The sequence below is a fragment of the Bacillus altaicus genome (genome assembly GCF_042136375.2).
In the GTDB taxonomy this organism is placed as follows: Bacteria; Bacillota; Bacilli; order Bacillales; family Bacillaceae_G; genus Bacillus_A; species Bacillus_A cereus_U.
Map to the genome: position 1 here is coordinate 862,501 of NZ_CM143394.1, position 15,144 is coordinate 877,644.

The window sequence follows — 15,144 nt, forward strand, 5'->3', positions numbered from 1 at the left end:
GATTGGTTGTGCACGTCCAAGCAGTTAGGCTGATAAGTAGGCAAATCCGCTTATCGTGAAGGCTGAGCTGTGATGGGGAAGCTCCTTATGGAGCGAAGTCTTTGATTCCCCGCTGCCAAGAAAAGCTTCTAGCGAGATAAAAGGTGCCTGTACCGCAAACCGACACAGGTAGGCGAGGAGAGAATCCTAAGGTGTGCGAGAGAACTCTGGTTAAGGAACTCGGCAAAATGACCCCGTAACTTCGGGAGAAGGGGTGCTTTCTTAACGGAAAGCCGCAGTGAATAGGCCCAAGCGACTGTTTAGCAAAAACACAGGTCTCTGCGAAGCCGTAAGGCGAAGTATAGGGGCTGACACCTGCCCGGTGCTGGAAGGTTAAGGAGAGGGGTTAGCGTAAGCGAAGCTCTGAACTGAAGCCCCAGTAAACGGCGGCCGTAACTATAACGGTCCTAAGGTAGCGAAATTCCTTGTCGGGTAAGTTCCGACCCGCACGAAAGGTGTAACGATTTGGGCACTGTCTCAACCAGAGACTCGGTGAAATTATAGTACCTGTGAAGATGCAGGTTACCCGCGACAGGACGGAAAGACCCCGTGGAGCTTTACTGTAGCCTGATATTGAATTTTGGTACAGTTTGTACAGGATAGGCGGGAGCCATTGAAACCGGAGCGCTAGCTTCGGTGGAGGCGCTGGTGGGATACCGCCCTGACTGTATTGAAATTCTAACCTACGGGTCTTATCGACCCGGGAGACAGTGTCAGGTGGGCAGTTTGACTGGGGCGGTCGCCTCCTAAAGTGTAACGGAGGCGCCCAAAGGTTCCCTCAGAATGGTTGGAAATCATTCGTAGAGTGCAAAGGCATAAGGGAGCTTGACTGCGAGACCTACAAGTCGAGCAGGGACGAAAGTCGGGCTTAGTGATCCGGTGGTTCCGCATGGAAGGGCCATCGCTCAACGGATAAAAGCTACCCCGGGGATAACAGGCTTATCTCCCCCAAGAGTCCACATCGACGGGGAGGTTTGGCACCTCGATGTCGGCTCATCGCATCCTGGGGCTGTAGTCGGTCCCAAGGGTTGGGCTGTTCGCCCATTAAAGCGGTACGCGAGCTGGGTTCAGAACGTCGTGAGACAGTTCGGTCCCTATCCGTCGTGGGCGCAGGAAATTTGAGAGGAGCTGTCCTTAGTACGAGAGGACCGGGATGGACGCACCGCTGGTGTACCAGTTGTTCTGCCAAGGGCATAGCTGGGTAGCTATGTGCGGAAGGGATAAGTGCTGAAAGCATCTAAGCATGAAGCCCCCCTCAAGATGAGATTTCCCATAGCGTAAGCTAGTAAGATCCCTGAAAGATGATCAGGTTGATAGGTTCGAGGTGGAAGCATGGTGACATGTGGAGCTGACGAATACTAATAGATCGAGGACTTAACCATATAATATGAAGCTAATGTTATCTAGTTTTGAGAGAATATAAAAAACTTATTGACTTTAAATGTCGAATAAGTTATGATAATTCTTGTCTTAAATGAATACAGTCTGGTAATGATGGCAGAGAGGTCACACCCGTTCCCATACCGAACACGGAAGTTAAGCTCTCTAGCGCCGATGGTAGTTGGGACCTTGTCCCTGTGAGAGTAGGACGTTGCCAGGCAATTCGGAGGATTAGCTCAGCTGGGAGAGCACCTGCCTTACAAGCAGGGGGTCGGCGGTTCGATCCCGTCATCCTCCACCATTTAGCCGACTTAGCTCAATTGGTAGAGCAACTGACTTGTAATCAGTAGGTTGGGGGTTCAAGTCCTCTAGTCGGCACCAGAAAATCATGGCGGTTGTGGCGAAGTGGTTAACGCACCGGATTGTGGCTCCGGCACTCGTGGGTTCAATTCCCATCAGTCGCCCCATTTTTTCTTTTGAAATATATAATATGCGGGTGTGGCGGAATTGGCAGACGCACTAGACTTAGGATCTAGCGCCTTTGGCGTGGGGGTTCGACTCCCTTCACCCGCACTTTTAATAAAATAACTCATACATGTCTTGCGGAAGTAGTTCAGTGGTAGAATACAACCTTGCCAAGGTTGGGGTCGCGGGTTCGAATCCCGTCTTCCGCTCCAATTTTCAATATGACATGCCGGGGTGGCGGAACAGGCAGACGCACAGGACTTAAAATCCTGCGGTGGGTGACCACCGTGCGGGTTCGACCCCCGCCCTCGGCACCATATGCGCCCGTAGCTCAATTGGATAGAGCGTTTGACTACGGATCAAGAGGTTAGGGGTTCGACTCCTCTCGGGCGCGTTTTTATTAACGGGAAGTGGCTCAGCTTGGTAGAGCACCTGGTTTGGGACCAGGGGGTCGCAGGTTCAAATCCTGTCTTCCCGATTTTTTCAAAATATGGGGCCTTAGCTCAGCTGGGAGAGCGCCTGCCTTGCACGCAGGAGGTCAGCGGTTCGATCCCGCTAGGCTCCACTTATTTGAATATCACTTATGGCGGTGTAGCTCAGCTGGCTAGAGCGTACGGTTCATACCCGTGAGGTCGGGGGTTCGATCCCCTCCGCCGCTACCATAAGGACCTTTAGCTCAGCTGGTTAGAGCAGACGGCTCATAACCGTCCGGTCGTAGGTTCGAGTCCTACAAGGTCCACCACTCAAAGTTCATATCTTGGAGGTATACCCAAGTTCGGCTGAAGGGATCGGTCTTGAAAACCGACAGGCGGCGAGAGTCGCGCGGGGGTTCGAATCCCTCTACCTCCTCCATTTTTTCTAAATTAAATATTATATCATCGCGGGGTGGAGCAGTACGGTAGCTCGTCGGGCTCATAACCCGAAGGTCGCAGGTTCAAATCCTGTCCCCGCAACCAAATGGTCCCGTGGTGTAGTGGTTAACATGCCTGCCTGTCACGCAGGAGATCGCCGGTTCGACCCCGGTCGGGACCGCCATTTTTTTACATAAAGGCTCGGTAGCTCAGTCGGTAGAGCAGAGGACTGAAAATCCTCGTGTCGGCGGTTCGATTCCGTCCCGAGCCACCATTTTGAAATCGCAAGCCGGCTTAGCTCAATTGGTAGAGCAACTGACTTGTAATCAGTAGGTTGGGGGTTCAAGTCCTCTAGCCGGCACCACTTTCAAAATGAGCCATTAGCTCAGTTGGTAGAGCATCTGACTTTTAATCAGAGGGTCGAAGGTTCGAATCCTTCATGGCTCACCATTTTTAATTTAATGCGGGTGTAGTTTAGTGGTAAAACAAGAGCCTTCCAAGCTCTGGTCGAGAGTTCGATTCTCTTCACCCGCTTTTTATGGGCCTATAGCTCAGCTGGTTAGAGCGCACGCCTGATAAGCGTGAGGTCGATGGTTCGAGTCCATTTAGGCCCACCATAATTATTCCGCAGTAGCTCAGTGGTAGAGCTATCGGCTGTTAACCGATCGGTCGTAGGTTCGAGTCCTACCTGCGGAGCCATACTATAGAGAAGTACCCAAGTGGCTCAAGGGGCTCCCCTGCTAAGGGAGTAGATCGCAAACGCGGTGCGAGGGTTCGAATCCCTTCTTCTCTGCCATATTTTGGCCCGTTGGTCAAGTGGTTAAGACACCGCCCTTTCACGGCGGTAACACGGGTTCGAATCCCGTACGGGTCATACTAAAAGAGATAGCATAATCTGCTATCTCTTTTTTGTTGTATAAAAGTGGACTTTGGATAGTCTATTTTTTTATGGATTTTTGTATACTTTTTTCTATTTGAATCGTCTAACTAATAGAAAGATTTGGAAATGGAACAGAAAAAGATTTCCTTTTAGCAATTCAAAATGGTTTAGATCAAAAGGGAAAGTATTATGAGGAATATAAGCGTATATATGACTACCTAAAAGGAAAGAAAACAAAACCAAGTGAGCAAGATGTAAAAGTCATTGGAGTAGTCGTAACAGGAACGGCTGCGGATTTACAAAAATTAAACGGTCAAAATTACGTAAAAGCGGCTATATTAGGAGCTACTGCGGAAAACAAATAGTATAAATAGAAGAAGCTGTCTCTAAATAGGTGATCTATTGGAGGCAGTTTTTTTATGGGGCTAATGTTGTCGGGTTTTGTCGGTAAGTCGATATACCTTGTCGAATCGTTGATATATTTTGAGTTACGATAGATATATCCCAAAAATCGTTGATATATTTAAATAATCGTCGATATAATTTCACTTACCGGGGTATGTGTAAGAAAAACTCGTTCACAATCTAATCAAAATCCCTAAATTGGTATGGATTCCACACCTAACCTGATAAGTTTACACTCTATGTGAAAAAGTTCACAATTAGGTCATAATTTGTGAAGTAATTCACAATAATCCATGCTACAATATGTATGTAAAGAAGTTAAACAACATTAAATTAGTATTTTAATTACTTACTTAAACAATAATAAAAAATAGATGTAAACAATTGAAAGGGGAAATTAACATGAAAAAAGGTATCAATCGCGTAGTATTAGTAGGAACAGGAGCTGTAGGCTGTAGTTACGCTTACTCAATGATCAACCAAGGTGTAGCTGAAGAATTCGTACTTGTAGATGTTAATGAAGCAAAAGCAGAAGGGGAAGCAATGGACTTAAGCCATGCGGTACCATTCTCTCCAGCACCAACAAAAGTTTGGAGCGGTAGCTATGCAGATTGTAAAGATGCAGATCTAGTTGTTATCACTGCTGGATTACCACAAAAGCCAGGCGAAACTCGTTTAGACTTAGTTGAGAAAAATACAAAGATCTTTAAACAAATCGTTCGCGGTATTATGGATAGCGGATTCGATGGAATCTTCTTAATCGCAACAAACCCAGTTGATATTTTAACTTACGTAACTTGGAAAGAATCTGGCTTGCCAAAAGAGCGCGTAATTGGTTCTGGTACAACTTTAGACTCTGCTCGTTTCCGTTACATGTTAGGTGACTACTTAGATGTAGATCCACGTAACGTTCATGCTTACATCGTTGGTGAGCACGGTGATACTGAACTTCCAGTATGGAGCCACGCTACTGTAGGTGTACAAAAACTAGAAACAATCTTAGCGAACAACGAACAGTATAACCAAGAAGATTTAGATAAAATCTTTGAAAATGTACGTGATGCAGCTTACCATATTATCGAGCGTAAAGGCGCAACTTACTACGGAATCGGTATGTCACTACTTCGTGTAACTAAAGCGATCTTAAGCAACGAGAACAGCGTATTAACTGTATCTGCATACCTTGAAGGTCAATATGGTGAGAAAGATGCTTACGTAGGTGTTCCAGCTGTTATTAACCGCGAAGGTGTACGTGAAATCGTAGAACTTGAATTAAACGAAGAAGAAAAAGCGAAATTCGCTCATTCTGTAAAAGTATTAAAAGAAACAATGGCACCAGTACTATAATAATTGCTAAATAATTCAGAGGCGGGAAACTGCTTCCTACCTCTGAATTTATATAAATTAATATAAATTCCTTTTCCGGTTTCCCTTGTATATCCCCAATATACCCCTTTTGCTGGATAAGGGTCGTTTATAGAAAAAAGCACTCTATTTTTGAATAGAGTGCTTTTGTGCGTTATCCCACTAATTGCGAGCAGAGTTTCACTTCATTCTTTAGGAGTTAACCTTGTGGCAATTTTTCCTAAACGCCATTCATCTCCCGCATACTCATTAAACCATGTCCTACCTATTCCTTGAGGTGGGAGTTTTCCGTCGGGAAATGATAAAATTTGTGACAAAAAATGTTGAGAAATATTTTTAAACAATAGATTATTTCGCTTGTATTTTACGTGAGAAATAGCGTGAAAAATGGAGAGAAACTAATAAAATAAATATTGAGCAACAATGAAGGGCGAGAAATAGTAAGGGAAATAAAGCGTTTGCAATGAATATTCGTCAAAATTCGATATTTTACACGATAAATGTAAACATTTTAAGTGAAATTTAAGAAAAAAACGAATATTTTTTAAAAAACAACAAGGATATTTCAGTTTTTTGCAGAAATGATAAAGAGTAAAAAATTTCTGTCATCTTAGTGAGGTGAACATATTGGATGTAATAAATTGTGAAGAAGTGAAACGAGATGAGTTTCATACAGAAAAGCACTATGACAGTTATAACATCTTTGGGGCACATATTGTGACGGAAGATGGGATGCGAGGGGTACGATTCACAGTATGGGCTCCTCATGCGAAAGCAATGAGTGTTGTTGGGGATTTTAATGAATGGGATTATAAGCAACATAAGATGCTACAAGTGACAGAAGAGGGGATTTGGTCCTTGTTTGCACCGCATATTGAAGAGAATGAGATATATAAGTATGCGATTGAAACGATGAACGGTGACGTTATTTTAAAAGCAGATCCTTACGCAGTATATGCAGAAGTACGACCAAATACGGCATCTGTAGTTTTTGATATAGAGGGATATGAATGGAATGATAAAAACTGGATTCGTAAGAGAAAGAAAAAATCGATTTATAAAGAAGCGATGACAGTTTATGAATTACATTTCGGTTCTTGGAAAAAGAAAGAAGATGGCGCTCTGTATTCTTACAGAGAAATGGCTGAGGAGCTCATTCCGTATGTGGTGGAACATCAATTTACACATATTGAAATTATGCCGCTTGTTGAGCATCCATATGATCGTTCTTGGGGATATCAAGGAACGGGATATTATGCAGCTACAAGTAGATTCGGCACGCCACATGATTTGATGTATTTTGTCGATGAATGTCATAAATATGGAATCGGTGTCATTTTAGATTGGGTACCGGGGCATTTTTGTAAAGATGCTCACGGTTTATATTTGTTTGATGGGGCACCGACTTATGAATATAAAGATATAGATGTACAAGAAAACCAGGTATGGGGAACTGTTAATTTTGATTTAGGGAAGAGAGAAGTACGTAATTTCTTAATTTCAAATGCGTTATTTTGGATGAGGTATTTCCATATTGATGGTTTCAGAGTAGATGCAGTTGCGAATATGCTGTACTGGAATAAAGAAGGAAAAGAGCAAAGCAATGAACACGCTGTTTCTTTCTTACGAGAGTTAAATGAAGCTGTGTTTGCAGAAGATGAAGAGTTTCTTATGACAGCGGAAGATTCAACAGCTTGGCCACTTGTAACAGCTCCAACATACGAGGGTGGACTTGGATTCAATTATAAATGGAATATGGGTTGGATGAATGACGTGCTGAAATATATGGAATGTGCGCCAGAGTACCGGAAATACATTCATGAGAAAATGACATTCTCTTTAATATATGCTCACTCTGAAAACTTCATATTGCCGCTTTCTCATGATGAAGTCGTTCATGGGAAAAAGTCGTTATTAAATAAAATGCCGGGAGATTACTGGGATAAGTTCGCCCAACTTCGTTTATTATATGGATATTTCTTTACTCATCCAGGTAAGAAATTACTCTTTATGGGTGGAGAATTCGGGCAATTTGATGAGTGGAAAGACCTTGAAGATTTAGATTGGAATTTACATGATTTTGAAATGCATCGTTACATGCATGATTACTTTAAAGAGCTCATAGCATTGTATAAGCGCTCAAAACCACTTTGGCAGTTAGATCACTCGCCTGAAGGATTTCAGTGGATTGATGCTAATAATAATGAACAAAGTATTTTCTCGTTTATCCGCCAAGGGGATAAGCAGGAAGATGCGTTAGTTGTCGTATGTAATTTTACGAAAGCTACATATGAAAACTATAAAGTAGGTGTACCAGATTACGAGTATTATAACGAAATTTTAAACAGTGACTCGGCGCAATATGGCGGATCGGGGCAAGTTAATAAGAAACGTCTCAAGACGATTCTAGAGCCATATCATAATCAAGCGGCACATGTAGAAATAACAATTCCACCATTTGGCGTATCCATATTACGACCAGTGAAGACGAGAAAGGGGAGCAAAAAACAAGATGGCTCAAAAACAAAAGTGCGTAGCAATGTTACTAGCAGGGGGAAAAGGTAGTCGTTTAAGTGCATTAACAAAAAATTTAGCCAAGCCAGCTGTTCCATTTGGTGGTAAATATCGCATTATTGATTTTACGTTAAGTAACTGTGCAAACTCCGGTATTGAAACGGTGGGGATTTTAACACAATATCAACCGCTAGAACTTCATAATTATATTGGAATCGGAAATGCTTGGGATCTTGATCGTGTAAACGGTGGAGTCACTGTGTTACCCCCTTATGCGGAGTCTTCAGGTGTGAAGTGGTATACAGGTACGGCAAGTGCTATTTATCAAAACTTAAACTATTTAAGTCAGTATGAACCAGAATATGTCCTTATTTTATCAGGTGACCATATTTATAAAATGGATTACAGCAAAATGCTAGATTACCATATTGAGAAAGAAGCGGACGTTTCGATTTCTGTTATTGAAGTGCCGTGGGATGAAGCAAGTCGCTTTGGCATCATGAATACAAATGAAGAGATGGAAGTTGTTGAATTTGAGGAGAAACCACAATTTCCAAGAAGTAATCTTGCATCAATGGGAATTTATATTTTTAACTGGGCTATTTTAAAAGAATATTTAGAGATGGACGCAAGAAACCCTGAATCTAGTAATGACTTCGGAAAAGATGTACTTCCGCTCTTGTTAGATGAAGGGAAGAAGTTGATGGCGTATCCGTTTGAAGGATATTGGAAAGATGTTGGAACGGTGAAAAGCTTATGGGAAGCGAATATGGATTTACTTCGCGATGAAACATCGTTGAACTTGAACGATCGTAATTGGCGCATTTATTCTGTAAATCCAAACGAGCCGCCTCAATATATTGCAGAACAAGCAAAAGTAGAAGAGTCACTTATTAATGAAGGATGCGTCATTGAAGGGGACGTGAAGCATTCTGTTTTATTCCAAGGAGTGACGGTGGAAGAAGGTAGTATGGTAATCGATTCTGTCGTTATGCCGGGGGCAAAGATTGGTAAAAACGTTGTGATTGAAAGAGCGATCGTTGGATCGGAAATGGTTATTGAAGATGGGACAATAATTCGTCCAGAAAAAAATGTTGATGATGTAGTACTAATTGCTGAAGGAAAATAGAAAAGGGGGATGAAATGAATGGGAGAAAAAATGTTAGGAATTATTAATGCAACGGGAAGTTTTCCTTCCTTAAAGAAAGTAACAGGGCATCGTTCATTAGCGGCGTTACCGTTTGGAGGCCGTTACCGCCTCATTGATTTCATGCTTTCAAATATGGTGAATTCTAATATTCATAGCGTGGCGGTTTTTACAAGTCATAAAAATCGTTCTTTAATGGATCATGTCGGTTCAGGAAAACAGTGGGATTTAGATAGAAAGCGTGATGGACTGTTTTTATTCCCACCGAACTGCCAATGTGATCATGACGAATTTGGATCTTTTGCACATTTTAGAAGACATATTGATTATTTTCTAAGAAGCAGAGAAGAATATGTTGTTATTACGAATAGCCATCTTGTAACAGCGTTAAACTTTCAAGCGGTGTTAGAGCGACATATACATACGTCTGCAGATATTACTGAAGTTTGTCATGAAGGGGTTTCGCTTCAAACATATGTGTTAAAGAAACAATTATTGCTAGACTTATTTGAGACATATAAAGATGTGGAGCAATACAGTTTATTTGATGTAGTGAGAGAAAAGAGCGGGAAATCACTGCATATTACTACGTACGAGCATACAGGATATGTAGCTATTATTGATTCTATTGAAAGTTACTATAAACATAGCCTAGAAATTTTGCAACCTTCTATTTGGAAGCAATTATTTAAGAAAGAAGCACCAATCTTTACGAAAGTGAAAAATGAGCCACCAACTCGTTATATGAAGGGTGCAGTAGTGAAAAATACGATGATTGCAAACGGCAGTATTATTGAAGGTGAAGTAGAAAATAGTGTTGTCTCCCGTTCTGTTAAAATTGGAAAAGGTTCAATTGTTCGTAATAGTATTATTATGCAAAAGAGCCAAATTGGAGATAATTGCATAATAGACGGTGTTATTATTGATAAAGATGTGAAACTTGGCGACGGCGTAGTGTTAAAAGGAAATGCTGATGAGCCATATGTTGTAGAAAAAGGTAGTGTACAAAATAGTACAATCAATAGTTATTCGTAAATAGCAGGTGCATAATTAGTGGGGGATTTAGAGAACCCCCACTAATTAAGGTTTTACTCTATATGAAAACTTGAAGGGAGGAAGCTGTAAGAAGAGCGATTTATGATGTATACGCTTTTCGTGCAGTGGAACAACAGGTGAATATTTTATTTGCAGTATCAGAATGTGTACCGTTTATTAAATCCGGAGGTCTAGCTGATGTAGCAGGCGCGCTCCCAAAAGAATTAAAAAAATTAGGAGTGAATGTTCGCATTATACTTCCAAACTACAGTCTTATCCCGAAAGAGCTAAGAGAAGGATGTACGCTTCATAAAGTAATTAACGTTCCTCTTGGATGGAGAAACCAATATTGCGGGATTTTAAAAGGTGAGCAGGATGGGATTACGTATTACTTAATCGATAATGAATATTATTTTAAGAGAGATTCTCTATATGGCCATTATGATGATGGGGAGCGTTTTTCTTATTTTTCAAAAGCAGTTTTAGAGTGTATTCCGCATCTTGATTTCGAAGTAGATGTTCTTCATAGCCATGATTGGCATACAGCTATGGTTAATTTCTTACTTCGTGAAAAGTATCAAGATAACCCGTTATATGAGCATATTAAAACGGTATATACGATTCATAACTTGCAGTTCCAAGGTGTATTTCCTCCTGAAGTGATGTACGACTTACTGGAGCTTGGTCATGAATATTTTCATAGTGAACAGCTTGAGTTTTATGGAAACGTGAACTTTATGAAAGGCGGTATTATCGCATCTGACCAAATTACAGCGGTTAGCCCGACATATAAAGAAGAGATTCAATATGAGTTTTTCGGTGAGAAGTTAGATGGATTGCTACGAGAATATAATGATAAGCTTAGTGGCATTGTAAATGGAATTGATACGAGCGTATATAATCCAGAAACAGATCCATATATTACGGCTCAGTATAGTGCAGAGTCGCTAGATGAAAAGAATGAAAATAAACGCGCATTGCAGCGTTATTTTGGTTTACCAGAAAAAGAAGATACACCAGTTATTTCGATGGTAACACGATTAACGAAGCAAAAGGGGCTTGATCTAGTACGTACTGTATTCCGTGAAATAATGGAAGAAGATGTACAATGTATTATTTTAGGGTCAGGCGATTCTGAATACGAGCAGTTCTTTGAATGGATGGCATACGAGTATCCAGAAAAGGTAAAAGTATATATTGGATTTAATGAAGCGTTAGCGCACCAAGTGTATGCGGGAAGCGATTTGTTTTTAATGCCATCGCTGTTTGAACCGTGCGGACTTGGACAACTTATTGCGCTAGCATATGGCACGATTCCAATTGTAAGAGAAACAGGCGGATTAAATGATACTGTACATTCTTACGATGAGGACACTGGAATTGGGAATGGCTTTAGCTTTACGAATTTTAATGCGCATGACATGTTACATACGATTCTTCGTGCAATTGAGTTTTATCAAGATAAACCGGTATGGGATAAGCTTGTAAAGCAAGCGATGACTGAAGATTATAGCTGGGGGAAATCTGCTCTTGCATACAAGAAATTGTATAAAAGTCTCATGGAATAACATTGAGGTGGTGAAAAAATGTTTACTCATGTTGAAAGCTTCAAATCCGCTTTTCTAGAAAAATTAGAAATGATGTATGGGAAAAGTTTCAAAGATTCTACAACTCGTGATCAGTATAATACGCTTGGTCATATGGTACGTGAGTATATGAATAGTCAATGGATTGCAACGAATGAAAGTTATCGTTCTGGAGATCAAAAGCAAATGTATTATTTATCCATTGAGTTTTTGCTTGGGCGTTTGCTAGGCAGTAACATATTAAATTTAGGCATTCGAGATGTATGTGAAAAGGGGCTTTCTGAACTTGGAATTTCTTTGCACGAGTTAGAAGAGATTGAAGCAGATGCTGGCCTTGGTAATGGTGGCCTTGGACGTTTAGCAGCCTGTTTCCTCGATTCACTCGCTTCTTTAAACTTACCAGGACATGGCTGTGGTATTCGTTATAAGCATGGCCTGTTTGATCAAAAAATTGTTGACGGCTATCAAGTAGAATTTCCAGAACAGTGGCTTCTTCATGAAAACGTTTGGGAAGTAAGAAGGTATGACCAAGCCGTAGAAGTAAGTTATTTTGGAAACGTTGAACCACTAGAAATTGATGGACGTTTAGAGTTCAGACATACAAATGCAGAAGTTATTATGGCAGTACCATATGACGTTCCAGTTGTAGGGTATGAAACAAGTACTGTAAATACGCTTCGGCTTTGGAATGCGGAGCCAGTTCCTTTCCCGCAAAATTGTAAAGATATTTTGAAATATAAGCGTGAAACAGAGGCCGTATCGGAGTTTTTATATCCAGATGATACGCATGATGAGGGGAAAATACTTCGTTTAAAACAACAGTATTTCCTCGTATCAGCAAGTTTGCAAAATATCGTTCGTATGCATAGGGAGAGATACGGTAGTCTTCGTCAGTTACATGAAAAAATTGCGATTCATATAAACGATACACATCCGGTTCTAGCAATTCCAGAACTTATGCGTATTTTATTAGACGAAGAAAAATTGACATGGGAAGAAGCTTGGCACATAACAACGCAGACGATTTCCTATACGAATCATACAACGTTATCAGAAGCGCTTGAGAAATGGCCAATTCACATTTTTAAACCGTTATTACCGAGAATTTATATGATTATTGAAGAAATTAATGAACGTTTCTGTCATGAGCTTTGGGACCGTTATTCGTACGATTGGAAGCGCATTGAGGACATGGCCATTATTGCGCATGACCTTGTGAAAATGGCTCATCTAGCGATTGTTGGTAGCCATAGCGTTAACGGTGTGGCGAAAATTCATACGGAAATTTTAAAGCAGCGTGAAATGCGATTGTTCTATGAATTTTATCCAGATAAGTTTAATAATAAAACGAATGGAATTGCTCATAGGCGCTGGCTAATGAAGGCGAATCCGCAGCTGACGAATCTTATTTCGGAAGCGATTGGTGAAGAGTGGAAGAAAGATCCAATTAAGCTGCAAGCACTGCAAAACGTCATATATGATACTAGTTTTCAAGAAAAGCTTGCAGGGGTAAAACAAGAGCGTAAGATTATTTTAGCGGAGCGCATTCATAATAAAATGGGGATCACTATTGATCCAAATTCTATTTTTGATGTGCAAGTGAAAAGGCTACATGCCTATAAACGACAGTTATTAAATGTTTTTCATATTTTGTACTTGTATAATCGTTTAAAAGAGGATACTAGTTTTTCATTTTACCCGCGTACTTTTATTTTTGGGGCTAAAGCATCACCTGGCTATTATTATGCGAAGAAAATTATTAAATTAATAAATGAGCTTGCAAGAAAGGTGAATACCGATCCGTACGTAAGTCAATTTATGAAAGTTATCTTTCTAGAAAACTACCGAGTTTCTTTAGCGGAAGATATATTCCCGGCGGCAGATGTAAGTGAACAAATTTCAACTGCGAGTAAAGAAGCATCGGGAACAGGTAACATGAAATTCATGATGAATGGTGCAATTACACTCGGAACGTTAGATGGAGCTAATATTGAAATAAAAGACCGGGTCGGTGATGATGCCTGCTTCATTTTCGGCTTAACAGCGGATGAGGTTCTTCATTACTATCAAAATGGTGGATATCGTGCAAGTGACTATTACCACCACAATATGCACATTAAAAAAGTAGTAGATCAGTTAACGAATGGTTTCTTTGCACAGTCGGGAGCTGAATTTGAAGCGATTTATGATTCTCTCGTTATTCAAAATGATGAATACTTCGTTCTTCGAGATTTTAGCCCATATGCTGAAAGACAAGAAGCTGTCGGAAGGGCCTATGAAAATAGGAAGAAATGGCTGGAAATGTCGATTTTGAACATTGCACAATCTGGGCATTTTGCGAGTGATCGAACAATTTTGCAGTACAGTAATGAAATTTGGGGTATTGGTAATACTGTTAAACTTTTTTAGATAAAAGCCCCTTTTGAAGGGGCTTTTATTTGTTCAATTTTAAAACAGGGATACGCTTGCTTAGAAAAATAAAACGAGCTTAATGAGATTAAGCTCGTTTTACTTATGTTGCTTAAGAAAGAAATGGGATAGCGGTATATATTATACCTGTTCCGTCATATTCTCCTGTCGCAAAGTATGAAAATGTAAAGAAACCTGTAAACGAAAAAATTATTATAAGAAAAAGTGCAAAGATAAATTTTAGCATGTAAGGTCCCCTCATCCGAAAGTAATTTCATAGATTATTATAGTATACAAATGTTTATTTTCCAATTGTTTACTGGTTAAAAATGAGAGGTCAGACATGTTTTGTATGTTGTAATGGAATGATTATTCGTAATGGATTTTGTATTTTTCGTAAATGTCATGTTGTGATGGACGTGTGCATATTCCCAGTCTTTCTCATTAAAATGGACATTTCTTGGAGGGAGAAGCGGAACGACATCGAATAAGTTGACGAAACGAAAGCTACTAGCTACTTGCAGTTTATAATAATTTCGAAAGGCGATATCTCCAACTTTTGGAGAGGCGAATGTATAAAGACCGTACTGTGCGAAGGCAGTATTTATACGGGCATCTAGTATGTGTAGTGTAGCGAGTGCACCTCCTAAGCTATGGCCTGTTGCAAGAAGTTTCTTATGGGCTGGTAATGACACGAGCATATCCATAATAGGATCCCGGCAAGATTCATAAATTGAAAGAAAGCCGTTATGGACATTTCCGCTATTTAAAGCGTATGGGTATGGCCTTTGGTTGACGAGTGAATCGATAATCCAATCTGTATCTGTTTGTGTGCCCCTAAAAGCTACAATGATTGTATCCTCAGATTCTAATATGAATCCAAACCATTCCATTGTTTGAATTGCTTTTCCTTGAAAGCCTTGTACATATTGGAATCCATCAGGTATTTCAAAAATCCCATTTTGTTTATATTGTTCATACGTTAGATCGCAGCAAGATGCTAACAATATGGCAGTATCTTTATCAAAGGATAAAGGAGTACGCATCAAGAAAGCCCTCCTTAAGAAA

At 40.5% G+C, this 15,144-nt stretch carries 7 protein-coding genes, 22 tRNA genes, 2 rRNA genes and 1 pseudogene (1 of these 32 only partly in view); 31 read left to right on the forward strand and 1 reads right to left on the reverse strand.

Annotated features, from left to right (window positions below; translation table 11 throughout):
* The 31 genes and pseudogenes from ACE38F_RS04415 to glgP all read left to right on the forward strand — a co-directional run.
* Positions 1–1,421, forward strand: a 23S ribosomal RNA gene (locus tag ACE38F_RS04415); it begins 1,501 nt to the left of the window's first position.
* A 102-nt stretch (positions 1,422–1,523) separates the two neighbouring features.
* Positions 1,524–1,639: ribosomal RNA gene (rrf, locus tag ACE38F_RS04420) — 5S ribosomal RNA — on the forward strand.
* A gap of 5 nt (positions 1,640–1,644) precedes the next feature.
* A tRNA-Val gene (locus tag ACE38F_RS04425) sits at positions 1,645–1,720 on the forward strand.
* A 4-nt stretch (positions 1,721–1,724) separates the two neighbouring features.
* Positions 1,725–1,800, forward strand: a tRNA-Thr gene (locus ACE38F_RS04430).
* A 10-nt stretch (positions 1,801–1,810) separates the two neighbouring features.
* Positions 1,811–1,886 (forward strand) — tRNA-His (locus ACE38F_RS04435).
* Positions 1,887–1,911: 25 nt separating this feature from the next.
* A tRNA-Leu gene (locus ACE38F_RS04440) sits at positions 1,912–1,992 on the forward strand.
* A gap of 29 nt (positions 1,993–2,021) precedes the next feature.
* A tRNA-Gly gene (locus tag ACE38F_RS04445) sits at positions 2,022–2,096 on the forward strand.
* A gap of 16 nt (positions 2,097–2,112) precedes the next feature.
* Positions 2,113–2,201: transfer RNA gene (locus tag ACE38F_RS04450), tRNA-Leu, on the forward strand.
* 3 nt (positions 2,202–2,204) lie between these two features.
* A tRNA-Arg gene (locus ACE38F_RS04455) sits at positions 2,205–2,278 on the forward strand.
* Positions 2,279–2,288: 10 nt separating this feature from the next.
* Positions 2,289–2,362 (forward strand) — tRNA-Pro (locus ACE38F_RS04460).
* A 14-nt stretch (positions 2,363–2,376) separates the two neighbouring features.
* Positions 2,377–2,449, forward strand: a tRNA-Ala gene (locus tag ACE38F_RS04465).
* A gap of 20 nt (positions 2,450–2,469) precedes the next feature.
* A tRNA-Met gene (locus tag ACE38F_RS04470) sits at positions 2,470–2,546 on the forward strand.
* A gap of 3 nt (positions 2,547–2,549) precedes the next feature.
* Positions 2,550–2,626 (forward strand) — tRNA-Ile (locus ACE38F_RS04475).
* Positions 2,627–2,643: 17 nt separating this feature from the next.
* A tRNA-Ser gene (locus ACE38F_RS04480) sits at positions 2,644–2,736 on the forward strand.
* A gap of 27 nt (positions 2,737–2,763) precedes the next feature.
* Positions 2,764–2,840 (forward strand) — tRNA-Met (locus tag ACE38F_RS04485).
* Between the two features lie 3 nt (positions 2,841–2,843).
* A tRNA-Asp gene (locus tag ACE38F_RS04490) sits at positions 2,844–2,919 on the forward strand.
* A gap of 14 nt (positions 2,920–2,933) precedes the next feature.
* Positions 2,934–3,009 (forward strand) — tRNA-Phe (locus ACE38F_RS04495).
* Between the two features lie 14 nt (positions 3,010–3,023).
* A tRNA-Thr gene (locus ACE38F_RS04500) sits at positions 3,024–3,099 on the forward strand.
* A gap of 10 nt (positions 3,100–3,109) precedes the next feature.
* A tRNA-Lys gene (locus tag ACE38F_RS04505) sits at positions 3,110–3,185 on the forward strand.
* Between the two features lie 13 nt (positions 3,186–3,198).
* Positions 3,199–3,269 (forward strand) — tRNA-Gly (locus ACE38F_RS04510).
* A 6-nt stretch (positions 3,270–3,275) separates the two neighbouring features.
* Positions 3,276–3,352, forward strand: a tRNA-Ile gene (locus tag ACE38F_RS04515).
* Between the two features lie 7 nt (positions 3,353–3,359).
* Positions 3,360–3,434, forward strand: a tRNA-Asn gene (locus tag ACE38F_RS04520).
* Between the two features lie 6 nt (positions 3,435–3,440).
* A tRNA-Ser gene (locus ACE38F_RS04525) sits at positions 3,441–3,531 on the forward strand.
* A 6-nt stretch (positions 3,532–3,537) separates the two neighbouring features.
* Positions 3,538–3,609, forward strand: a tRNA-Glu gene (locus ACE38F_RS04530).
* A 125-nt stretch (positions 3,610–3,734) separates the two neighbouring features.
* Positions 3,735–3,980, forward strand: a pseudogene (locus ACE38F_RS04535) (anti sigma factor C-terminal domain-containing protein); the annotation flags it as partial.
* Between the two features lie 442 nt (positions 3,981–4,422).
* Entirely contained in the window at positions 4,423–5,367 is a 945-nt protein-coding gene (locus tag ACE38F_RS04540) for an L-lactate dehydrogenase (protein ID WP_002112560.1), read from the forward strand.
* Positions 5,368–6,012: 645 nt separating this feature from the next.
* Positions 6,013–7,950 carry a 1,4-alpha-glucan branching protein GlgB gene (glgB, locus tag ACE38F_RS04545; protein WP_375370124.1) on the forward strand — a complete coding sequence of 646 codons (1,938 nt, stop codon included), beginning with the start codon at positions 6,013–6,015 and terminating at the stop codon, positions 7,948–7,950.
* Positions 7,898–9,028: a glucose-1-phosphate adenylyltransferase gene (gene glgC, locus ACE38F_RS04550; protein ID WP_000057600.1), complete on the forward strand. Its 1,131-nt coding sequence runs from the start codon at positions 7,898–7,900 to the stop codon at positions 9,026–9,028. The genes glgB and glgC overlap by 53 nt, the downstream gene beginning before the upstream one ends.
* Positions 9,029–9,046: 18 nt before the next feature.
* Entirely contained in the window at positions 9,047–10,081 is a 1,035-nt protein-coding gene (gene glgD, locus ACE38F_RS04555) for a glucose-1-phosphate adenylyltransferase subunit GlgD (RefSeq protein ID WP_215554580.1), read from the forward strand.
* 137 nt (positions 10,082–10,218) lie between these two features.
* Positions 10,219–11,649, forward strand: coding sequence for a glycogen synthase GlgA (gene glgA / locus ACE38F_RS04560; protein ID WP_341305488.1), 1,431 nt, complete (start codon positions 10,219–10,221; stop codon positions 11,647–11,649).
* An 18-nt stretch (positions 11,650–11,667) separates the two neighbouring features.
* Entirely contained in the window at positions 11,668–14,076 is a 2,409-nt protein-coding gene (glgP, locus tag ACE38F_RS04565) for a glycogen phosphorylase (protein ID WP_375370123.1), read from the forward strand.
* Between the two features lie 323 nt (positions 14,077–14,399).
* On the opposite strand, the gene ACE38F_RS04570 is transcribed toward glgP, so the two are convergent.
* Positions 14,400–15,122 carry a lipase family protein gene (locus tag ACE38F_RS04570; protein ID WP_002145144.1) on the reverse strand — a complete coding sequence of 241 codons (723 nt, stop codon included), beginning with the start codon at positions 15,120–15,122 and terminating at the stop codon, positions 14,400–14,402.
* Positions 15,123–15,144: the final 22 nt, after the last annotated feature.

Bases quoted from the DNA above. Each gene is read 5' to 3' on its own strand.
- ACE38F_RS04540 (WP_002112560.1), top strand. From the start codon at position 4,423: ATGAAAAAAGGTATCAATCGCGTAGTATTAGTAGGAACAGGAGCTGTA.
- glgC (WP_000057600.1), top strand. From the start codon at position 7,898: ATGGCTCAAAAACAAAAGTGCGTAGCAATGTTACTAGCAGGGGGAAAA.
- glgD (WP_215554580.1), top strand. From the start codon at position 9,047: ATGGGAGAAAAAATGTTAGGAATTATTAATGCAACGGGAAGTTTTCCT.
- glgP (WP_375370123.1), top strand. From the start codon at position 11,668: ATGTTTACTCATGTTGAAAGCTTCAAATCCGCTTTTCTAGAAAAATTA.
- ACE38F_RS04570 (WP_002145144.1), bottom strand. From the start codon at position 15,122: ATGCGTACTCCTTTATCCTTTGATAAAGATACTGCCATATTGTTAGCA.